Annotated in this window: 26 protein-coding genes; 19 read left to right on the plus strand and 7 right to left on the minus strand. The window is 50.0% G+C overall.

The genetic code is table 11. The features are described from left to right. Nucleotides 1-165: 165 nt before the first annotated feature. From A10D4_RS08130 to A10D4_RS08145, 3 genes are all read left to right on the plus strand, one after another. Nucleotides 166-792, plus strand: coding sequence for a c-type cytochrome (locus A10D4_RS08130; protein WP_008488884.1), 627 nt, complete (start codon nucleotides 166-168; stop codon nucleotides 790-792). A gap of 673 nt (nucleotides 793-1465) precedes the next feature. After that, complete coding sequence (gene yihI / locus A10D4_RS08140; RefSeq protein WP_008488887.1) at nucleotides 1466-1912, plus strand: Der GTPase-activating protein YihI; 447 nt, start codon at nucleotides 1466-1468, stop codon at nucleotides 1910-1912. A 3-nt stretch (nucleotides 1913-1915) separates the two neighbouring features. Then, on the plus strand, nucleotides 1916-2371 hold the full coding sequence (locus A10D4_RS08145) for a DUF2489 domain-containing protein (protein ID WP_008488888.1): 456 nt from the start codon (nucleotides 1916-1918) through the stop codon (nucleotides 2369-2371). Here the strand turns inward: A10D4_RS08145 and A10D4_RS08150 are convergent, their stop codons facing one another. Further along, nucleotides 2372-3673: a metal-dependent hydrolase family protein gene (locus A10D4_RS08150; protein WP_008488889.1), complete on the minus strand. Its 1302-nt coding sequence runs from the start codon at nucleotides 3671-3673 to the stop codon at nucleotides 2372-2374. It abuts the gene before it with no gap. A gap of 140 nt (nucleotides 3674-3813) precedes the next feature. Here A10D4_RS08150 and cysE point away from each other — a divergent pair, with 140 nt between their 5' ends. After that, nucleotides 3814-4623 (plus strand): serine O-acetyltransferase, encoded by an 810-nt coding sequence (cysE, locus tag A10D4_RS08155; protein WP_008488890.1) that lies wholly within the window; start codon nucleotides 3814-3816, stop codon nucleotides 4621-4623. Nucleotides 4624-4706: 83 nt separating this feature from the next. Beyond that, nucleotides 4707-5504 carry an MBL fold metallo-hydrolase gene (locus tag A10D4_RS08160; RefSeq protein WP_008488891.1) on the plus strand — a complete coding sequence of 266 codons (798 nt, stop codon included), beginning with the start codon at nucleotides 4707-4709 and terminating at the stop codon, nucleotides 5502-5504. 27 nt (nucleotides 5505-5531) lie between these two features. Here A10D4_RS08160 and A10D4_RS08165 read toward each other — a convergent pair whose 3' ends face one another. The 4 genes from A10D4_RS08165 to A10D4_RS08180 form a co-directional block, all read right to left on the minus strand. Then, the gene (locus tag A10D4_RS08165) at nucleotides 5532-7112 is read right to left on the minus strand and encodes a methyl-accepting chemotaxis protein (RefSeq protein ID WP_008488892.1); all 1581 of its coding nucleotides are present in this window, start codon (nucleotides 7110-7112) and stop codon (nucleotides 5532-5534) included. Between the two features lie 252 nt (nucleotides 7113-7364). Next, on the minus strand, nucleotides 7365-7571 hold the full coding sequence (locus A10D4_RS08170) for a cold-shock protein (protein WP_008488894.1): 207 nt from the start codon (nucleotides 7569-7571) through the stop codon (nucleotides 7365-7367). Nucleotides 7572-7724: 153 nt separating this feature from the next. Next, a complete protein-coding gene (locus A10D4_RS08175; RefSeq protein ID WP_008488895.1) occupies nucleotides 7725-8270 on the minus strand; it encodes a hydrolase in 546 nt (181 codons plus the stop codon). A gap of 92 nt (nucleotides 8271-8362) precedes the next feature. After that, nucleotides 8363-8557: a CPXCG motif-containing cysteine-rich protein gene (locus A10D4_RS08180; protein WP_008488896.1), complete on the minus strand. Its 195-nt coding sequence runs from the start codon at nucleotides 8555-8557 to the stop codon at nucleotides 8363-8365. Nucleotides 8558-8706: 149 nt separating this feature from the next. On the opposite strand from A10D4_RS08180, the gene purE reads away from it, so the two are divergent. Next, nucleotides 8707-9198: a 5-(carboxyamino)imidazole ribonucleotide mutase gene (gene purE, locus A10D4_RS08185; RefSeq protein WP_008488897.1), complete on the plus strand. Its 492-nt coding sequence runs from the start codon at nucleotides 8707-8709 to the stop codon at nucleotides 9196-9198. Next, nucleotides 9195-10289 carry an ATP-grasp domain-containing protein gene (locus A10D4_RS08190; RefSeq protein WP_008488898.1) on the plus strand — a complete coding sequence of 365 codons (1095 nt, stop codon included), beginning with the start codon at nucleotides 9195-9197 and terminating at the stop codon, nucleotides 10287-10289. The genes purE and A10D4_RS08190 overlap by 4 nt, the downstream gene beginning before the upstream one ends. An 82-nt stretch (nucleotides 10290-10371) precedes the next feature. On the opposite strand, the gene A10D4_RS08195 is transcribed toward A10D4_RS08190, so the two are convergent. Continuing rightward, entirely contained in the window at nucleotides 10372-11949 is a 1578-nt protein-coding gene (locus A10D4_RS08195; protein ID WP_008488899.1) for a serine hydrolase, read from the minus strand. 55 nt (nucleotides 11950-12004) lie between these two features. Then, entirely contained in the window at nucleotides 12005-12613 is a 609-nt protein-coding gene (locus tag A10D4_RS08200) for a gamma-glutamylcyclotransferase (protein WP_008488900.1), read from the minus strand. 188 nt (nucleotides 12614-12801) lie between these two features. Between A10D4_RS08200 and A10D4_RS13660 the strand changes: the two genes are divergently transcribed. The 12 genes from A10D4_RS13660 to A10D4_RS08260 are packed head-to-tail and all read left to right on the plus strand — an operon-like array spanning nucleotide 12802 to nucleotide 21346. Further along, nucleotides 12802-13506, plus strand: a complete 705-nt coding sequence (locus tag A10D4_RS13660; RefSeq protein WP_008488902.1) for a beta-ketoacyl synthase chain length factor — start codon at nucleotides 12802-12804, stop codon at nucleotides 13504-13506. Continuing rightward, the gene (locus A10D4_RS08210; RefSeq protein ID WP_008488903.1) at nucleotides 13490-14275 is read left to right on the plus strand and encodes a lysophospholipid acyltransferase family protein; all 786 of its coding nucleotides are present in this window, start codon (nucleotides 13490-13492) and stop codon (nucleotides 14273-14275) included. Before A10D4_RS13660 ends, A10D4_RS08210 begins: the two co-directional genes overlap by 17 nt. Further along, a complete protein-coding gene (locus tag A10D4_RS08215) occupies nucleotides 14250-14513 on the plus strand; it encodes a phosphopantetheine-binding protein (protein ID WP_008488904.1) in 264 nt (87 codons plus the stop codon). Before A10D4_RS08210 ends, A10D4_RS08215 begins: the two co-directional genes overlap by 26 nt. Nucleotides 14514-14521: 8 nt before the next feature. After that, complete coding sequence (locus tag A10D4_RS08220; protein ID WP_008488905.1) at nucleotides 14522-14767, plus strand: acyl carrier protein; 246 nt, start codon at nucleotides 14522-14524, stop codon at nucleotides 14765-14767. Nucleotides 14768-14809: 42 nt separating this feature from the next. Next, on the plus strand, nucleotides 14810-15367 hold the full coding sequence (locus A10D4_RS08225) for a COG4648 family protein (RefSeq protein ID WP_008488906.1): 558 nt from the start codon (nucleotides 14810-14812) through the stop codon (nucleotides 15365-15367). Then, nucleotides 15339-16694: an AMP-binding protein gene (locus A10D4_RS08230; RefSeq protein ID WP_008488907.1), complete on the plus strand. Its 1356-nt coding sequence runs from the start codon at nucleotides 15339-15341 to the stop codon at nucleotides 16692-16694. The genes A10D4_RS08225 and A10D4_RS08230 overlap by 29 nt, the downstream gene beginning before the upstream one ends. Continuing rightward, nucleotides 16691-17068: an ApeI family dehydratase gene (locus tag A10D4_RS08235; protein ID WP_008488908.1), complete on the plus strand. Its 378-nt coding sequence runs from the start codon at nucleotides 16691-16693 to the stop codon at nucleotides 17066-17068. Before A10D4_RS08230 ends, A10D4_RS08235 begins: the two co-directional genes overlap by 4 nt. Beyond that, nucleotides 17065-17826, plus strand: a complete 762-nt coding sequence (locus A10D4_RS08240; RefSeq protein ID WP_008488909.1) for a glycosyltransferase family 2 protein — start codon at nucleotides 17065-17067, stop codon at nucleotides 17824-17826. Before A10D4_RS08235 ends, A10D4_RS08240 begins: the two co-directional genes overlap by 4 nt. Continuing rightward, nucleotides 17823-18830, plus strand: coding sequence for an LpxL/LpxP family acyltransferase (locus tag A10D4_RS08245; protein ID WP_008488911.1), 1008 nt, complete (start codon nucleotides 17823-17825; stop codon nucleotides 18828-18830). Before A10D4_RS08240 ends, A10D4_RS08245 begins: the two co-directional genes overlap by 4 nt. Further along, entirely contained in the window at nucleotides 18823-20373 is a 1551-nt protein-coding gene (locus A10D4_RS08250) for an HAL/PAL/TAL family ammonia-lyase (protein WP_008488912.1), read from the plus strand. Before A10D4_RS08245 ends, A10D4_RS08250 begins: the two co-directional genes overlap by 8 nt. Beyond that, nucleotides 20370-20804, plus strand: coding sequence for an acyl-CoA thioesterase (locus A10D4_RS08255; RefSeq protein WP_008488913.1), 435 nt, complete (start codon nucleotides 20370-20372; stop codon nucleotides 20802-20804). The genes A10D4_RS08250 and A10D4_RS08255 overlap by 4 nt, the downstream gene beginning before the upstream one ends. After that, complete coding sequence (locus A10D4_RS08260) at nucleotides 20801-21346, plus strand: LolA family protein (RefSeq protein WP_008488914.1); 546 nt, start codon at nucleotides 20801-20803, stop codon at nucleotides 21344-21346. The genes A10D4_RS08255 and A10D4_RS08260 overlap by 4 nt, the downstream gene beginning before the upstream one ends. The last annotated feature ends 3 nt before the right edge of the window (nucleotides 21347-21349 follow it).

A 21349-nucleotide genomic window follows, 5' to 3' on the forward strand; every position in this document is an offset into this window, starting at 1 on the left:
AGATGCTGCTATTATGACCGATGTTAAGCTTGGCGCCAACGTTAGCCACACAAACAAAGTGGATTAGTCATTTAATCCTCACGCGATTTGTGTAAAATAGCGTCTGATATTCTCATTAATCGTGAATAGACGCAGCAGCGCTAATCTGTGGAAGAGATAGAAAACATGAAAAAACTCGCGATGCTTATTGGTATCTTCTGTGGCTTGACCGCAGCAGCTCAAGCAGCAGAAGGTGATGTCGAGGCAGGCAAAGAGAAGTCGCAGGTCTGTGCTGCCTGTCACGGACCGGATGGTAACGCGCCATCTGATCAGTATCCTAAAATTGCCGGCCAACATGAAGGGTATTTGGCTAAGCAGTTGCATGATTTTAAACAAGCTGCCGAAACGGGTGGCGAGCAGGGGCGTAACAACCCGATCATGATGGGACAGGTAGCCAATCTGTCGGAACAAGATATCGCTGACTTAGCCGCATACTTTGCTTCACAACAAGCGAAGCCTGGCAGCACACCTGAAGATATTATTGCTAAGGCCGAAGATCTTTGGCGGCGCGGTAATCCAGATTCAAAAATTCCATCATGCACCGGTTGCCATGGTCCACGCGGTGACGGCATGGGGTTGGCCAAATTCCCGGATATTTCAGGTCAACACGCGGCTTATACCGCCACTCAGCTAAAAGCTTTTCGCGCTGGCGAACGTGCTAATGATATGAACGGTATGATGCGCGGCGTTGCGCAAAAGCTGACCGATGAAGAAATTGATTTATTATCTAAGTATCTGAGCGGTTTATACTAAGAAGATTATCGTTATCTTGATGTTGGAAACGCCAACGCTCCTCACGAGCGTTGGCGTTTTTTTATGCTAGCGCTAGCAAAACAACTGATCAGACTTGTTACTTTTGTTATGAATTTATGAGGTTTTTTCAGCGAAAAAGACTAAAAGTTATAAAAAAATTGATTTTTAGACGATAAAAGTTGTTGAATTAAATATTCGTTCCAGTAGGCTGGGAACCACTCGAGACAAGGTTAGTCGCCTTATGCAAGAAAGATCACGACATTATGACGACAGGTATCGAGAGACAATAATAATAAGACTGTGTTGACACAGCAGTGATAATTAACACAAAACAATAACAATTAGGTTGATTATCCGTTGCGTTCTGAAGTTTAAAGCGGTATCTTTAAACGCAATCCAGGGAGCTGAGAGTAATAATAATAATCAAGGCTATCAGAACCCAATCATAACAATAATAATGATTACGGATGAGCCAAAGAAAAACACGGAAGATGTGACAACCGTTCTCAGCAAAGCAAAAGCGCTATGTAATGAGAATAAATCAGGCGATGGCAACATCGCCTTTTTTATTGCCTGATTTTCACGGTTTACCCCTGCACTCCTCACGTATCGTATTCACTGTTGACCGGATCGGTTACAATACCTACCAAGTTCATCATATAGGAATCGCGTCATGACGCGTCGTAAAAAGACCCGTACGGGCGGCCCACTGGCGCCGCGGAAGCAGCCAAAAATGCCGGGTAGTCAAAGTAGTGCGCTGGAATTAGGCAAAAAAAAGGGCAAGGGTAAGGCCTCAGGCAGCCGTCATTCTGCTGGCAAGAGCCAACAGTCGGTAAGTGCCGAGAAGACGATACAGGATCAACGCAAGGGCAGTAAAAAGCCCATCTCGTTAATGCCAACGAATAATGCCATTAAATCAGATGAGTTAACCCCAGAGCGGGAATTACAAGCGTTAGAGAATGATCAACGTTTGCAAATGCTGTTGCAACGTATTGAAGACGAGCAAACGTTAACGTCAGCGGAACAAGCTTATGTCGATGAAAAAGCAGAGCGTTATGAACAATTAGCGGCGCAATTGGGTATTGAACTAGACGACGATGATTGGGATGACGAGGAGTAATTAGTGCAAATCGCGACTTGGGGTTGGCTGTTAATGGTGCTGGGGGCGGTCGTTATTATCGCCCTAGCAGTGTATGCGGGTATGTTATTAGCGCGCTTGCAGCAGCAGAATAAACGCCGTCGGCAGGCTATCGATAAGCGTAATGCAAACCTATTGGAAAGCATTGTGACCATTGCTAAGGCGATGCAACAAGAGCAATGTCCGCTATCTGAAGGCTGCTTACGTATCGTGGTGCTGTTAGACCATATGGTGGAACAGAATAAGCCACTGTATTCCGAACGCTATCCCGCCATGCATGCCATGTATGAGCGAATTAAGCACATGCCCACGCATGAAGCACGTAAACAATACCCTAAAGCCGAGATTCGGCGTATGGACAATGAGCGCGAGGGTTATGAGAAAGAACTTGCTGACGACATTCAACAAGACGTCAGCAAGTTATTAGAGCAGTTCCGATAGTTACAGCTCTTGCTTATAAATATTGCCGTCTTTCATGACAAAGTTAACCGACTTCATCACTTGGATGTCGTCTAAAGGGTTACCATCGACGGCAATGATATCGGCGTAAAAACCGGGTTTAATTTGGCCTAGCTTGTCTTGACCAAGCAGATCGGCGGCACTACGAGTCGCTGCAACAATCGCCTCTGCCGCAGGCATACCGGCCTCAACCATGTAGAAGAACTCACGGTAGTTTTCGCCGTGGTCATAAACGCCAGAATCGGTACCGAAAGCGATTTTCACACCGGCTTTATAGGCTTCGGCGAAAGTTGATTGAATCTTAGGGCCGATGGCGGCGGCTTTAGGACGCACGATAGCTGGAAAGTAGCCGTCGATTTTAGCGCGTTCCGCTACTGACTTGCCCGCAGTGATGGTAGGTACAAAGTAAGTGCCGTGCTTTTTCATCGCATCCATCACTTCTTTATTCATATAGGTGCCGTGCTCGACCGAGGCGACGCCAGCTTCGACAGCGCGTAACATGCCGGTTTTGCCGTGAGCGTGAACGGCGACTTTCATACCATAGTCGTTCGCGGTGTCGACGATAGCCTTCAGCTCATCCATCATGAATTGTGGGTTTTGCCCACTCTTAGCGACGCTTAACACACCGCCGGTGGCTGTGATTTTGATCAAATCGGCACCATCTTGATAACGTTTACGCACCGCCTGACGTGCCTCATAAGGACCGTTGACCACACCTTGGTCGGGACCTACTGCGGGTGATAGGTCGTCGCGGTAACCGTTACTAGGATCGGCGTGACCACCGGTGGTGGCAATCGATTTTGTCGCCGTAAAAATACGTGGGCCTATCACTTTGCCAGCGGCAATGGCGTCGCGTAGCGAGGCGGTCACATTAAAACTGTCACCTAAATTACGCACCGTGGTAAAGCCAGCCATCAGCGTCTTTTTGGCATAGACGGTGCTGGTAAATGCTAAATCGGCTTCGTTTTGGGTATATTTATCCATGTAAGAGCCGGGCGCCAACTGTGAGGTTAAATGTGTATGCATATCCATTAAACCAGGCATCACCGTCGCCTTTGAGCGGTCAATCAAGGTATGTTCCGTGCCTTCAGGTTTAATAAAGCCATCCTCAATAGCACTGATTTGATTGTCTTTAACGATAATGGTCACTTGCTCACGAGGGCTATCGCCGCTGCCATCTAGCAATCGGCCCGCATGAATATAAGTATCCGCTAAAGCACTTGGGGTTGTTGTTATCATCGCACAAGCAATCGCCAAGGCTGAGAACACGCGTGGTTTTGACATGTGTTTTCTCTCCCTATTGTCTTGGTTTGTTTTGTTTTTATTATCAAGATCAACAATACTCGGTTACAGGATTAACGCAAGCACCATGAACTTCGTTATAATTCCCACAGCAAAACGACAGAGACAGGTTTTGGCGAGGCATGTTTAAACGTATTAAAGAAGACATCAATAGTGTTTACCAACGCGATCCGGCGGCACGTAATTTTTTTGAAGTGCTGACCACATATCCTGGCTTACACGCCATTTGGTTTCACCGTATCAGTCATAAATTGTGGCGTTGGCGTTGTTATTGGTTGGCTCGCTTTTTATCGACCTTAGCGCGTTGGTTTACCGGTGTCGAAATTCACCCGGGGGCGCGTATTGGCCGCCGCTTTTTTATCGACCATGGTATGGGCGTGGTTATCGGTGAAACCGCCGAAATCGGTGACGATGTCACGCTGTATCACGGGGTGACTTTGGGTGGTACCAGCTGGAATGCGGGCAAGCGTCATCCAACCTTGGCCGATGGCGTGGTGATTGGGGCTGGCGCAAAAGTTTTGGGCCCGCTGCACGTTGGCCAACACGCTCGCATTGGCTCCAATGCGGTAGTCATTAAAGACGTGCCAGCCAACGCCACGGTAGTCGGCATTCCGGCGCGGGTAGCGGCGTCAGCTACCGATGATGAGACACGTAAACGTCGCGAGGAAATGGCTAAAGCTTATGGCTTCGACGCCTACGCGATTTCTGCAGACAACCCGGATCCGGTCGCCACGGCGATTGGTCGCATGCTGGATCATGTCGATGTATTGGATGGGCGTATGCAGGAGTTGTGTCGTGCCGTCAATAAACTGGGCGGTGATGTTTGCTCAGACATTCCTAAAGTTGACCTGGATGACATGGATTTTATTAGCCAAGACGATGTGGCCGCCTGTCAACGCCGTCAGCAAACCGAAAAAGCGGATGACGAGTAGCACAATATTTTACTGTTAGGTCAGCTCCTGTAAACTGACTTCATCGTATTAATAGGTCGTTAATGTACGTTTAAGGATGGCAGATGACGCTGACATTGCAGTTTTTGGGGAGTGGTCATAATCAGGCCGACGAGTTAGGGCATTCTGCCGCGGTGCTGTTACATAACGATGTCCCGGACTTGGTCATTGATTATGGTTACACCGTACATCACGCTTTTCAGCGTTATTTCCCGGCTCATGTAGTGCCCGCCATTTTTATTACCCACTGTCATTTAGACCATATTGGTGGTTTAGAAGCATTGTTCAGCTCGCGTATTGCACATGAGTTACAGGGCAACGACCGTCAGCGGCCAAAGCTATTTGTGCCAGCACCATTAATACCCACATTGCACCGGATCGTAGCCAGTTTTCCTAACGCACTGGCCGAAGGCGGGGTAAATTTTTGGGATTTCTTTCAGTTAATCCCGGTGGAACAAAGCTTTTGGCATAACCAACGCCGCTTTCAGGTATTCGCGGTACGCCACCATGCGCCAGATAGCGCATTTGGCTTATGTTTACCCGGCCGCTTTCTGTATACCGGCGATACCCGCCCGATCCCCGAGGTTGTCAGCCATTACGCCAGTCAGGACGAATGGATATTTCATGACGTAAGTTTGTATGGCAACCCGTCTCACAGTGGTCTTGCAGACGTATTACGAGAATATCCGGAACCGCTGTTGGCGAGAATGGTGGCTTATCACCTTGATAGCGAAAGCAGTATGCAAAAAGTCGAAAGTGAGGGGCTGCGCGTGGCGCGCAGCGGTCAGCGATTTGTCTTACGCGACCGCCGTCAGGCACCGGCTGAAAGTGCGGGCGAGCAAGTCAGCAAAGAGCAAGCTTAATAATCACCCGCGCCATCAGCATACGGTCTAACGTTTTTTTCGTACCAAGGTAAAGCGCTTAACCAGCGAGTCGAGCATGTTAATAGTGCGCTCTAACTCATCACTGGAATTATTGGTTTTGGCGGCATTATCCAAAGTATCGCTGGCGAGATCGGATATTTGTGTGACCTGCTTGTTGATATGCTCGGCGACATGGCTTTGCTGTTCTACCGCTGCCGCCATCTGATTAGACATATCCGAAATTTGCTCAATGGCATCGGCAATTTGTTGTAAAGCCTGATCGGCCAAATTAACTTTTTCGACACCCTCAGCCGCCGCTTGTTCGCCGTCTTCCGACACTTTTACTGCATCGGTGGCGCGTTCGCGCAGGGTCTCAATCACATCATGAATACTGGTGGTTGATTGCCGTGTGCGTCCAGCAAGCGAACGTACCTCATCGGCAACTACCGCAAAACCGCGACCATGCTCACCGGCACGAGCCGCTTCGATAGCCGCATTTAAGGCCAACAAGTTGGTTTGCTCGGCGATTGAGGAAATTAGGTCAGCGGCTTCGCCGATGGCTTCAGTCGACTGATCTAAGGCTTTTACCGTACCCGCAATATCTTTGACCGCTTGATGTAATTCTTTAATAACCGCACTGGCTTGACGGGCTAGTTGGACGCTGTTGCGAACGTTTTCTGCCGCGGATTCGGCGTACTCTGCGTTACGCTCCACGGTCGCTGATACCTCCTGAATAGAGGTGCTCATTTCGTTCATAGCGGTGGCGGCTTGTTCGGTATTACTATGTTGATGTTCGACTTTTTGCGAACTGTAATAGGCTTGCTGGCGGGTATCGCTGGCGATTTTAAGCAGATTACCGATCGCGTCGCCGATGCGCGCTAACGCGGTACGATTTCGTGCTCCCTCGCTGTAAAGTAGCATCGCTAAACGTGCTTCTCGGCCTTGCTTGCCAGTATAGGTAATGCCGGCTAACTCACTGCTAAAGGCTTCCGGACGAGAATCGATAAGTTGCTGCAACAGCCCGCCAACATACTTGAGATAAATTAACGTGGTTATCAGCGTACCGGCTAAGCCGATACCCGCTGCGCCGGAGCCTGCGACGAACCACAGCAATAAACTGGTCAGCAAGCCGGGAACCACTATTGGCGCTAAATTGATGAGGGTGTTGAGCCAGCGTTGGGCGGCGGTTAAGGGTGGTTTATTTTCGCGAATACGTTGATAAATGGCTTCGGCTCGGGTGCGCTCAATCTGGCTGGCCGGTACTCGAACCGATTCGTAGCCAACAATTTGGTTGTTTTCTGAAACCGGTGTGACGTAAGCGCTCACCCAATAGTGATCGCCATTCTTACAACGATTTTTCACCAGCCCCATCCACGGCTGTCCCGATTTTAGCGTCTCCCACATTTGCTTAAATACCGAAGCGGGCATATCGGGGTGGCGGATCAAGTTATGCGGAGCACCGATCAGTTCGTCGCGTTCAAAGCCGCTAATTTCAACGAATTCGTCATTGCAATGGGTGATCATACCGCGGGCGTCGGTGGATGAGATTAACCGATAGTGATCAGGGAATGGGCACGCGCGTTGGGTGACCGGCTGATTATTCCGCATAAACAAACCTTTTAATTTTACTGAGTTTGCTGGTCATGGTGATGAGCAGCCCGGTTAAATTAAATTATCGGATGAAATTCAAAAAACTGCAGAGAAATTAATTTAAATCAATTTTGATGTAATAATAGTGCAGGAAAACCTGAATTTAATCAAATTGTTAGCGGACTTTGTGACGATTCTATAGATGGCGGGATTAAATACAAAAAACGCCGCATGAAAGCGGCGTTTTGAAATCTATAACGTGTTAACAGATTAAACTGCAGTCACGTTCTCAGCTTGAGGACCTTTAGGGCCTTGAGTCACAGTGAACTGAACTTGCTGACCTTCAGATAAGGTTTTGAAGCCGTCCATCTGGATAGCGCTGAAATGAACGAATACGTCCGCGCCGTTTTCTTGCTCGATGAAACCGAAGCCTTTTGATTCGTTGAAAAACTTAACTTTACCAGTAGTAACTGACATGCTGAATATCCTCGCAGTGCATGTAAAAACGTATTGCTTGAAACTTTGGTATTAATTGGACTGACAAAACGAGGTACAGCAAAAGGGACTTCGTGAAGTGTCGCAAAACAATAGCCATATGTTCATAGCGATAATCAGTATACGCCCAATAGCTTACTTGATCCAGTTTTTGCTAACGTGCCTAAAAATATCGCTGCCAGCCTTTTCTAACCACTCGAATGCGACCATCTCTGTGGTGACAATTTGTACCCCAGCTTGAGCCAATCGTTGTAGGGCAAACGCTTTGTTTTCCGGCGTTCGCGAGGATACCGCGTCGGCAACCACGAATACTTGATAACCATCGCCGAGCAAGTCAATCGCGGTCTGTAATACGCAAACATGGGCTTCAACGCCGCTAATGACGATTTGCTGGCGCTGGTAGCCGTTAACCAGCTCACGAAAGTCGGCTTCGGCAAAGGCACTGAAGTGCATTTTTTCAACCACCCTGGCGGCACTTAATACATCGCTAAGCGATTCACTGCTATAACCTATTCCTTGTGGGTTTTGTTCGGTAACCACGGTCGGGACTTGCAGCTCCCGAGCAACCTCGGCTAACCACCGAATACGGCTAACGGTTGTTTCGCCATCAGCAATGACCGGCAACAATTTGTCTTGAACATCAATAATGAGCAATAACGACTGCTCGCAACTTAACAACATGGCGGACCTTTAACGTGAACTAAAAGTGAAGGGGCGATAACCATTAACATGACATAGCATGTGCCGCTGAGGCTATTCGCCGATAGTCGCAATCAATCGGGATTTTCGCGGCTGACGTCAATATTGACTTGGCCATCTTGAGCTACCAGCACATTCAATAAAATGGGTTGGCAACAGACAAAGCAGTCTTCGACATAAGTCTGTTCGCTCACGCTCATATCGACAACCACCTCTACCGGCTCCCAACAATAGGGACATTGAATCAGGTGTTCGGTCAAATGCAACATACCCTTACTCCTTATAATCAAAGTCACCAGCCTTATTTCACTATAGGCGAATTGTAGCCTATCGTTTAAAATTTGATTAAATTTGCAGTGCTGGCAGCCACTGTTTACAATTCACCCCTTTTTCCACAGCGCAACTGAGGACAACTGTCATGGCTCCGGTATTAATACTGATGGGATCGCAATCTGACTGGCCAGTAATGCAAGCCGCCGCAGAAATGCTGGAAGAGCTGCAAGTCCCTTGGCGAGCTCGGGTAGTATCTGCTCATCGTACGCCTGACTTATTAGCCACTACCATGCAACAAGCGGAACAAGATGGTGTGCCGGTAGTGATTGCTGGCGCCGGTGGTGCCGCCCATTTACCCGGTATGCTAGCCGCCTTCACCACCATTCCGGTACTGGGTGTGCCGGTTTCTAGCAAGCAGTTAAAGGGTTTGGATAGCTTGCTTTCTATTGTGCAAATGCCAAAAGGTGTCGCCGTTGGCACCTTAGCGATTGGTGCGCCGGGGGCTGCCAATGCTGGCTTACTCGCTGCCCAAATTATTGGTAGCAGCCAACCCGATGTACGTCAGCGGGTACAAGCTTTTCGTCAACAGCAACGCGACAAAGTCATGGCTAACGCAGAGTTGGAGCTGGGCGAATGAACGTTTTAGTGCTGGGCGATGGTCAACTGGGTCAAATGCTTGGACATGCGGCGATTCAGCAGGGCGTGAATTATCTGCTGTATAGCACACGAGAAAATTGCATCAAGGGCTTAGCCCACAGCCAACCGTTGGCGTTATCGTTAGAGCAAGCGCTAGCATGGGCCGATGTGGTGACTTGGGAGTTTGAGCATTTAGCGGAGGCGTTGGTTGACACCTGTGCCGAAAAATTGGTGATTGATGCTGAACACCTAAAGCGCTTGATCGACCGTCGCTCGCAGAAGCAACTTTGCGATGAATTAAACATCCCCACCTCGGCTTGGCAAGCTTACGCGAATGCGGATGAGTTGGCACAATGTATAGAACAGCGTCAACAAGCTTGTGTGATCAAGTCAGCGAAGGGTGGTTATGATGGCAAAGGGCAATGGCGCTGGCGCCCTGACGCTAGTCAGGACAAGCAACAACTGGCGAGCGAAGCGGGTGTGCGAGCCGGCATTGTCGAAGATATGATCGATTTTAATTGCGAAGTGTCGATTGTCGGTGCACGTAGTGAGCATGGTCAACATCGTTGCTACCCGTTGACGTTGAACCACCACGATAACGGCATTCTTAGTTACAGCGTGGCTGGCACTCAATCGGTTGCAGCGCATCTGCAAGCGCTTGCTGAACAACACTTTGCTGCGTTAACCGATGCCTTAGATTACGTTGGCGTGTTAGCCATTGAGTTTTTTGTGGTTGGCGACGGTGATCAACAATATTTAATGGTCAACGAAGTCGCTCCTCGAGTACACAACTCTGGGCACTGGACCATGCAAGGCAGCAACTGTGACCAGTTTGCGCTACATATGCATGCCATTACCGGTCGTCATTTGCCTGAGTTACTGGCGGCACCGACGCTAATGGTTAACGTCATTGGTGTGGCAGAAATTCCTGAGGTGTTATGGGAGGCCGCGGCGGTTGATTGTCATTGGTACGGTAAGCAAGCGCGGCCTGGGCGTAAGGTCGGCCATGTCAATTTTATGATTGATGACCAAGCTCGCGCCGAAAAAATCGCGTCACAATGGGCACCGGAGTTACAAAAACTCGCCGATTAAGCTGACGACTCAACGTAAAAAAGCCCCTGATGATGTAAAAATCAGGGGCTTTTTTGTGTTTTGCTTTCACGTTAATGAGTGGCTATTTGTCAGCCTGTTGACGCTTCAGGTGTAAGTTATGAAAGTCAAAACTAAAGTCGGTAAAAGGTGATACCGCGCGCATGGTCGCTGTTTGTACGTGGCTTTGCTCATCGACGCTAAAATTGATGAAGGCATCGGCTTCAAGTAAGGGATTCTGCCAGTGTACGACAAAGGTGTCGCCGTTATAATGCTCTAAGCGGCCGGTGAGTAGTGGGGTATGACTAAAGCGAATGTGTAACGCGCCATCGAAATGTTTAATATTGACCTCGCCATACCAAGGATCTTGGTAGCTACCGGCATATTTTGAAGCCATTAAAGACGGCCGTGGGTTGTCAACCGCAGGCGCCTGTGCCGCGGCATTTTTACGCTCAACAAATTGTTGATAACTTTTTAGGTTATCGGCCAGCCAGTCTTGGTCCGGTAAGCCTAGCGCTTGTTCCAAGACTTCGTTGGTCACCGCGGTCAGTGCCGGAAAGGCTTGTTGGTTGGTCATAATGATCATGCCAAACTGCTGCTCTGGCACCATCGTCAGCAACGATACCATGCCCAAAATGCCGCCGCTGTGACCGACTTTACGGTAACCATGAAAATCACTCACGGCAAAACCCATGGCATAGCCGCTAAAGTGAGTATCGGGGTTATCCAGCTTTACTGGATTCATAATGTTGGGATGCCAAAGCTGTTGTTGTTGCTCGGCTTTAAATAACCGCTGCTGAGCTGACTGGCCGGGAATAACGCCACCTTGTAGCTGTGTTAACAGCCATTGGCTCATGTCGTTAGCGGTGGACGCAATGGCGCCAGCACCACGAAAATCCTCTAAATAGTCGAGCGGCAAGCGTTGTAATTGGCCGTCATAATCGACGTGACCGACCGCGAGTTTGGTGCTTTTTGCTAACCGTGATACGCCAGCAGCCGAATGCTGCATTTGTAATGGCTTGAAAATGTGTTGTTCAATATATTCGTTCCAGCTTTGCCCGCTAACGCGGCTGACAATTTCGCCGGCGACTACGAACATCAGGTTGTTGTAATGATAATCGGCGCGAAAGCCTGATACTAAGGGGAGTTCGTCCAAGCCGTCGATGATTTCTGCGACTGACTTGTCCGACGACGGCCAGATGCTCAAATCGCCAGCGCCCAAACCGAGACCAATGCGATGGCTGACAATGTCGCGAATGGTGGCGTTAGCGGTAACATAGGGGTCGGCCAGTCGAAATTCGGGAATGTAGTCGATGACTTTGTCATTCCAATTAAGTTTGCCTTGTTCGACCAGCATGGCTAATGCGGTGGTAGTGAATGCTTTGGTATTAGAAGCAATACCAAACGCAGTATCAGCATCAACTTTGGTTTGGCTATCGATATCGGTAATACCAAAGCCCTCGGCCATCACCACTTGACCGTCAGCAACAATGGCAACTGCCGCGCCGGGAATATGAAAGTCGCGTAACGCTTGCTGCACATCGCTACGAACTTGGTCTACGTTAATGGCTTGCGCGGCTAGGCTGGCGGTCGAATAAAAAGAAAACAAGGCCACGCTAATCGCGGTGACCGCTGCAAAACGTTTACGCATAGGCGTCAACATGGGCGAATTCCTTTGCTTGTCTGTGTATCAGATCGAATAGTTAGCGTGCGTCATATTAGCAGGCCGAGGATGATTGACCAGCTTTTCCGTTGGTGGGCTTGTTGATCAGTCGCAACAAGTGTTGTTCAATTAAAAATACATGCTCGTCAAAAACCTGCATAGCGCGCAGGGCTTCGGCTAATTGCAGTAAGTAATCGCGATTAGAGCCGCTGGGACCGCTACTGGCGGCAATGTGAGCAGCTATATCACGCTCACTGGCTGGGCCTAAGTAAGCGTCGTTATCGGCGTTGGCAAAATACACGAGACCTGGCTGTTGCTGGCCATCGTCAAAGTGTAGGGTAATATCTTCTCGTAGGTAGCCGTTTTTCTCGCGTTCATCAAGTTGAGCAAATACCTCTGGGCTGACACGATAAGCCATGCCGCTGCAGCGAGCGCCGGCTTGCGCCACTAGGGTTAATACTCGTCCCGGTGCTGTTGGCGTGCCGCGATGGTCATGCGAACCCTGCCAAAAGCGGCGTAGCCAGCCATAAATAGCGGCCGGGCGCTTTTCTAAATAAGGGAAGTCAACTTTGTAAATCAACGAGCCGTAGCCAAATAACCAAACCGACTCGACGTTAGCAAAGTTATGTCTATGGCGATTAGCTGCAACGGTGTTGTGAGACATGGCGAAATAAGTACGTTAAAGGCTGAACATTTGTTGACGCTACTAAATTAACGCCAGTCGCTCAAGTCTACGACTAAACCGCTTGGCCTATTCCTTAGTGACAGCAATTAATGTAAGTTTTTGGTTAATACAATCATTTGTAGTAGACTACGCGCCTTTTTTGTAGCGCCGATGGGTAAACATTGAGCATGGAATTTTTCGTCGAAAAAACTGCGTTAATCGTTGCTGGAGGCGGCCCGAACTCGGCGATCAATACGCAGGTTCCGGCCGGCCAGCGGCGGCGCTTAAGTGGCTTTGCTAAAATGACCATCGAAGCCTTGTTGCAGGTCAGTGACGAGTTACACGATTCGCCTGACGTGGTGCTGGCGACCCAGCACGGTGACTTTCAGCGCACCATTCGCTTGTTAAGAGATGTCGCTGCAAGTCACGAGTTATCGCCTACGCAGTTTTGCTTGTCGGTCAACAATGCGGTGCTAGGTCAGTTTAGCTTGTTTACCGATAATCGGGCGTCCATGAGCACCGTGTCGGCAGGCCCGCTGAGCTTGGCGTACGGTTTTTTAGAAGCATATCTGGTATTGCAACAGCAACCGCATAAAACCGTGTTATTGGTGTACAGCGATGAACCACTGATCGATGAATATCAGCATTTTTGTCAGCAACCGCAACAGGCAGTGTCGATGGCCTGGTGTTTACGCAGCGCCGCAACCGCGTCGGCAACAGCCGTTAAGTTAAAACTGCAGCATCAGCCTGAAGCGCATGCCGAAGGCGATATCGATCGCTTAGCGCTAACCGAACAGTTGCAGGCATTAGTCAGTGGTTGCTCGGCGCCGGTCACGACGATGGCTAATCGACAGCGTTGGACCTGGTCGCGAGTCGATGCTCAAGCGGCTTAATCGCACATGGCGGCGCGCCGCGACAGGATTGTGTTTTGCCGTATTTGGTATCGGTGGGTTACTGTTGTCGGTCAGCGTATTGCCGTTACAGCGGTTGTTGATCAGGCAGCCGCAGCAGCGACAGTTAGCCGCTAGGCTTATGGTGCAACGCTCGTTTCGCGCTTTTATCGGTATGATGCGTTGGGTCGGGGTGTTTAACTTTGACTTTCCTGCGCAGCAGCAACTAAAGGCCATGCGTGGCTGTGTGGTGATTGCCAACCACCCTTGTTTAATTGACGTGGTGGCGTTGATCGCGATTTTGCCAAAGCCAACCTGTGTGGTGAAATCCCACTTATGGCGTAATCCGTTTATGCGCGGCGTGATACAATCGACCGGTTATATCAGCAATGCCGAACCCGATGGTCTGATTGCCGACTGTCAGCGCGCTATTGCCGCTGGCGACAACTTGATTATTTTTCCCGAGGGTACGCGTACCGGCGTTGATGGACAATTGCATTTTCAACGTGGCGCGGCGCACTTGGCATTACGTACCGAAGCGCCGATTGCCGCGCTTTGGATTGATTGTCAGCCGGTTACCTTAACTAAGGGGGAGGCTTGGTATCAGTCGCCCAAGCAAAAACCGACATTGTCGATTCGTTATTTACGGCAAATCGACACCGAACCGTTTCGTGCGTTAACGCCCAGCATTGCTGCACGACGTCTGACAGAACAGCTTAACCAGTTTTATAATAAGGTCGCAATTTATGGATTCACTGAACCAGCAAATTAAAGTATTGATTATCGAATCGCTAGATCTTGAAGATACTCAGCCCGAGGATATCGTTGACGATGAAGCGCTGTTTGGCGACGGTTTAGGGTTAGATTCTATTGATGCTTTAGAGCTGGGCTTAGCGATAAAAAAGCAATTCGACGTCAAGTTGGATGCCAACTCAGAAGACACAAAAAAGCACTTTTATAGTGTTAATACGCTGGCGGCTTTCATTGCTAGCCAGCGCGCTCGTAGCTAGAGGTTAATATGAAAACAAAAGAAGATGTGTTTGCGCGAATGAAGCGCATCTTGGTGGATGACTTTGAAATTGACGAGGCAGCCATTTCGTTAGATGCCAATCTGTATCAGGAACTGGGCCTGGATAGCATTGACGCCGTCGATTTGGTGGTTAAATTACGAGAAATCACCGGTAAAAAAATCAGCCCCGAAGCGTTTAAGTCGGTCCGTACCGTCGGTCATGTGATTGATGAAGTGTATGCGCTGGTTGCCTAGCCAGCGGCGTGCACCGAATTTGTTATCGCGACGACTAGCTTGATGCCAACCCGCTTGCTGCAATTACTGCTAACCCTGACCATGCTGCTTTATCCGTTGCTGGTCTGGTCGTTGGCGGAACGTCAGGGCTATCAGTTATTAGCGGTTTTATTGCTGCTATTGCTGGGGCTACAAATTTTCTTATTACGTCATCATTGGCAGCGATTATTGTTACCCGCTAGCGCGGCGCTATTCGTTATTGCCTTTATGTGGGTCGGACACAGCGATAGCGGTGTTAGGTTTTACCCGGTGTGGGTCAACGCCGGCTTATTGCTGGTTTTTTTTGCGTCCTGGTGCTTTCCGCCAGCCATCATCACGCGTTTAGCGGTAGCGATGGAGGGCGAATTACCCGCCGCCGCCATTGCCTATACTCGCAACGTGACCTTGGTTTGGTGTGGTTTCTTTTTGCTTAACGGCAGTATTGCGGCCTACACAGCCGCGTTTGCCAGTGTTGAAACCTGGGCGCTGTATAACGGTTTGTTGTCTTATGTATTGATGGGCTTATTGTTCGCCATTGAGTTTGGAGTCAGGCATGTGGTCAAGCGCAGACACCACCATTGAGCTACATTGGACGTCGGCGGAGCAGCCGGTATTTGTCGACCGCTCAGCGGGGAACATTGCCGCGCAGCGCTTTGTGGCTGATATTGAGCGCGCTCAGCGCTGGCTAGCGCCTGCTCAGCAGCGCCAAGTGGTATTGTTTGACCAGTCACGCTATCGCTTTGCGGTATGGTTTATCGCCGCACTGAAGCAAGGCATGTCATTATGTTTGCCGGGCAGTGCACAGCCAGATTGGTTGGCGCAGGTCAGTGACGTCGATGCGCTACAGCTAGTTGATCAAGCGTTACCGCCGGTCAGCAATAAGCCGTCTGTTGCGGCCGCAAACCACGAACTAACCTTAACATTGAGCAGTAACGCTTGCTTCAGTCTATTTACCTCGGGTTCAAGTGGAGCGCCCAAGCGTATCGATAAAAGCCTGGCGCAATTACAGTGTGAAGCCGAGCATCTTAGCGATACGTTTGCCCAGCAGCTACAGCAACGACGAGTGCTGAGTACCGTCACCCATCAGCATATTTACGGCTTACTATGGAGTTTATGGTTGCCGCTGTGGCGTCAGCAACTGATAGTCAGTCAAACCTTGATTGATATGGAAGACTGGTTGAGCGCGTTAAGTGCACCATCGGTGTTAGTCAGCAGCCCAACGCATTTAAGCCGTTTTGAAGAGTTAACGCGAGTGCTGCAGAACGGTAACCAAGGTGCTATCTTCTCGTCTGGCGGCTTATTAGCGGCAGACACGGCGATTAGCTATCAGCAACAGTTGCACGCCGCACCTTGGGAAATTTATGGTTCAACCGAAACCGGCGGTATCGGTTATCGGCAAAATCACGACGGCGAGCAAAGCTGGCTGGCGTTACCTAGGGTGAGCTTGAGTCAAGATGCACGCGGCTGCTTGGCCATTCGTTCAATGCATTTGGCCAACCAGCAGGTGTTTCAGACCGATGACCGGGTCGAGTTAATTAACGACCGCTGTTTTCGCTTGCTTGGCCGTGTCGATCGGATTGTTAAGGTGGCTGAAAAACGGGTATCGTTGACGGCGCTAGAGCAATTTTTACAACAACATCCTTGGGTGTCGCGCTGTGCCGCTTGTTTATTAGCACAGCATGGTGGACGTTTAGCACTGGTGGTGGAGTTGACGACAAACGGTCAGCAAGCCGCCGCGCAGATGAATAAACATCAGCTGAATCAAACGTTTCGACAGTATTTGTTGCAGCGTTTCGAGCGCGTGGTGTTGCCCCGTTATTTTCGCTACCCGGCACGCTTGCCAGAGAATGCGACCGGCAAAGTCACGCAAGCGCAATTACAGTCACTTTTTCAAGAGCACTCGGCATGAACCTAACGCAACCCACCATCGTCCAGCAACAGCTAAGCGAAAGTCAGCAATTACCGCGGTGGCTGCAATTACAGTTACAAGTTCCGGCTCAATTGCATTACTTTCAAGGACATTTCCCGCAACAAGCCATTTTACCCGGCGTTGTGCAGTTGCACTGGGTCGCGCAACTGGTCGCTGAGTTTTGGCAGTTAGCATGCTCGTTAGGACGCGTTGAAGTGCTTAAATTTCAACATATCATCTTGCCCGATAGCGAGGTGACGTTACGTATCGAGCAGCAAGCAACTGACAGCATTAGCTTTCGTTATTTTACCGAGCAGGCTGATACGCAACAGGTCTATGCCTCGGGGCGCTTACGCTTGGCAGGTGACCAATGAGTGACTGGCGCGCGTGCATTATCATCCCCATTTACAATCATGATCTGACCATTGCCGCGGTGGTTGACGCGTTGCGCCAATACCAACTACCCATCATCATCGTTGATGATGGCTCTGACCAAGCCACTAAAGCGGCGCTAGCAGCATTGGCCCCGACTGCCAGTGAAGCGCTAGAAGTGTTGCTACATGAGCATAACCAAGGCAAAGGTGGGGCGGTGATGACCGGCTTACAGCGAGCCGAGGCCCGTGGTTTCACTCATGCTTTGCAAGTCGATGCCGATGGCCAGCATTGTTTGAGCGATATACCTGCCTTTATCGAGAGGTCACAGCAGCAGCCTCAGGCGCTAGTGAGTGGTTGGCCGCAATACGATGAATCATTGCCGAAAAGCCGCCGTATCGGGCGCAATATTACCCACTTTTGGGTGGCGGTAGAGACATGGTCGACGCAGGTCAAAGATACCATGTGTGGTTTTCGTGTTTATCCGCTAGCGCGCACCAACCGTTTACTTAAACAGCAACGCTTGGGTAAGCGCATGGATTTTGACATCGAAGTGATGATCAAGCTTTATTGGCAGGGTACACCCATGCAGTTCATTCCGACTGCGGTGACCTATCCCGCCGACGGCCGGTCACATTTTCATGTCGTGCGCGATAATATCAAAATTACCTGGATGCACACCGGTTTAGTGGTTGGCATGCTGCTGCGTAGTCCTTATTGGTTGTTGCGCTTACTGTTGCGCAAACGGGTGCCGGCATGAGCGAGCGGCATTGGGCGTCACGCCAAGAACGCGGCAGTTATTTGGGCATTGTGACCTTATTAACGCTATATCGTTACGGTGGGCGCTGGCTACTCAAGTTACTCTTGGCGCCGATTATTAGTTATTTTTTGTTGACCGGCGGCGACGCCCGTCGTGCCTCATTACAGTATTTGCGCCGCCTACATCGCTATTGCCAGCAGTCGGGGCAGCCGTCCCCGTTTCGACGTGTGCCAGGCTGGCGGCATAGCTGGCGCCACTTCTGGCAGTTTGGCTTAGCGGCGGTGGATAAAATCGATGCCTGGATCGGACGTATCAAGCTTGCCGATATTACCTATCGGGGTGACATCACTTTTAAAGCGTTAAACGAACAACCACAGGGCGGCTTGTTGCTATGTAGTCATTTAGGCAATATTGAAGTGGCTCGGGCAATGTCTAAAGAACGCTATCAGAAGCGCATGAATGTGTTGGTGTTTACGCAACACGCGCGCGCCTTTAATCGTGCCTTACAACAGGTTAATGCCGAAGCCGGTATTGACCTGATTCAGGTGACCGATATTGATGTTGCATTCGCCATTGAAATGAAACAACGCATCGAAAACGGTGAGTATGTGGTGATTGTCGGTGACCGTATCTCCGTGACCGCGCCTGAGCACGTCATCATGCAAGACTTTTTGGGACAACCTGCACCGTTTGCGATGGGGCCTTGGGTATTGGCTAGCGTACTTGAATGCCCGGTCTATTTAATGTTTTGTATGCAAGCCCAAAGCGGCTATGACGTTTATTTTAAGCGTTTTCGTGAACAGGTGGTGTTGCCGCGTAAACAGCGTCATGCGGCGTTGCAATCGGTGGTGGCCGATTACGCCGCTAATCTGGCGATGATCGCGCAACGCTACCCTTACCAATGGTACAATTTTTACGATTTCTGGACGCTACCGGCTGCGCCTGAACGCGCAAAGCCAACAACCACGCACAATGATATTGAGGGATCTCGCGGTTATGACTAATCAGCCTAGCATTACCATTAGCCAGCAACCGCTGACCATCGAGCAGGTTGTCGCCATCGCCAAAGCGAAGGCCAGCAGCAAACTGTCGGACGATGTGGCATTTAAGCAGCAAATCCAGCGCGGCGCCGATTTTCTGGCAAAACTGCTCGCCGACGAGGGCGTGATTTATGGTGTCACCACCGGCTATGGTGACAGCGTAACCGTACCGGTAGCGCTGGATAAAGTGCACGAGTTACCGGTTCATTTAACGCGTTTTCACGGTTGTGGCATGGGCGAGTACTTTGATGCCGAACAAACTCGGGCAATTTTGGTGGCGCGTTTACGCTCGCTAGCGCATGGTGCGTCGGGCGTTAGCTGGACGTTATTAGAACGCTTACAGGCGCTATTGGATGCCGATATTTTACCCTTGATCCCCAGCGAAGGAAGCGTCGGTGCGAGTGGTGATTTAACCCCGCTGTCATATTTGGCGGGTGCGTTGATTGGCGAGCGCGATGTTATTTATCAAGGCCAACAACAACGCAGCGCCGAGGTCTTTAAAGCGCTTGGCTGGACCGCGCTGCAACTGAAGCCCAAAGAAGGCTTGGCGATCATGAACGGCACCGCAGTGATGACCGCGTTGGCCTGTTTAGCTTGGCACCGTGCCGAGTACTTAAGCCGCTTATCTAGTCGTATTACCGCGTTGGTCAGTATGGCCCTGGATGGCAATCCGCAGCATTTTAGCGAGGCGCTGTTTAAGGTCAAGCCGCACCTCGGACAGCAGCAAGTTGCTACTTGGATCCGTGACGATATTGCTGCAACACAACATCAGCGTTCGCAGCAGCGACTACAAGACCGTTACTCGGTGCGTTGCGCGCCCCATGTCATCGGTGTGCTACGCGACGCACTGCCGTGGTTACGCGAGACTATCGAAAACGAGCTGAACAGCGCCAACGATAATCCCATCATCGATGTTGAAGCCGAACAGGTGATGCACGGCGGGCATTTTTATGGCGGCCATATTGCCTTAGCCATGGATACCTTAAAAACCGCTGTCGCCAATATTGCCGATTTACATGACCGACAAATGGCGTTGTTAATGGATACCAAGTTCAATCATGGTTTACCGGCTAACTTGTCGGCGGCTGAGAATGACCGCAAAGCCTTGAATCACGGCTTTAAAGCGGTGCAAATCGGATGTTCGGCGTGGACTGCCGAGGCGTTAAAGCTGACCATGCCAGCCAGTGTTTTTTCGCGCTCTACCGAATGTCATAATCAAGATAAAGTCAGTATGGGTACCATTGCGGCACGCGATTGTTTACGTATTTTGACGTTAACCGAACAAGTCGTTAGCGCCAGTTTATTGGCTGCGGTACAAGCTTTGAGTTTGCGTCAACAGCGTCACCAGCGCGAGTTAACCGACGACGTCAAACATTTTGTCGATGATGTCCGCGAGCAGTTTGATTTGGTCGCCGAAGACCGGCCGCTCGAGGCTGAATTACGTTATTGGTTAAGTCAGATTCAACAGCAGCGTTGGTCGTTGTATGCAAAGGAAGACATGTCATGAGTACCTCGCCAGCCAATTCTTCGCGCACGGTCAGTTTAACCATCAATGTTCCTTTTTTTGATGTCGATGCCATGGAAGTCGTGTGGCATGGACATTATGTGAAGTATCTGGAGATGGCGCGGTCTAAGCTATTGCGTAGTTTTGATTATGACTACCCCGAGATGCGTGCTCATGGGCATATGTGGCCGATTGTTGATATGCGTTTAAAGTACGTGGCATCGGCACGCTATGGTGATGATATCGAAGTCACGGCGAGTCTGATGGAATGGCAGAATCGCTTAAAAATTGATTATCGGATTGTACATAAGGCGTCAGGCAAGGTATTGACCAAGGCCCACACGATTCAAGTGGCAGTTGCCATTGAGAGTGGCGAGATGTGCTTTGAGTCACCTGTCATATTGTTCAAAAAGCTAGGAGAGCCGCAACCATGAAGCCAATATTGAGCCTTGTCGTGGCGTTATTGATAAGCACCTCGTGGTTAGTCGCTGCAGCCGCTAATGATGAGCAGCAAACGGCTTTATCACGGTTACAGCAGCAGCGATTAAGCTTGCCTGTCAGTCTACAGTTTTCTCAAGCGCGTTACTTACATGCGTTACCTAGGCCGCTTAACAGCCACGGTGAACTGCACATCGACGAACAGCAAATTGTTTGGCAAACCTTGCAACCGCAGCCTGCGCGCTTGGTTATCGACGCTCAGGGTGTGCGCCAACAAGATAGTGAGCCGCAACCGGGCAGCGAGCAAGTGGCGAAAATTTTGTTGGCGATACTGCAACAACAGCAACAGCAGTTGCAGGCGAACTTTTTGTTGACGTTATCGTCAGCGCAGTGCGTGCGGTTGACGCCAAAAGACAATGCGTTGCAGCAGTTTGTGCGATATATCGACAGTTGTGGCGAGGATTTTCCGGCACAAATCACGCTTTTTGAGCAGAACGGCAACCGCACCGAACTGCAACTTAGCCGCCCGGATGCATAACTG

The sequence above is a fragment of the Idiomarina xiamenensis 10-D-4 genome, assembly GCF_000299895.1.
GTDB classification, from domain to species: domain Bacteria; phylum Pseudomonadota; class Gammaproteobacteria; order Enterobacterales; family Alteromonadaceae; genus Idiomarina; species Idiomarina xiamenensis.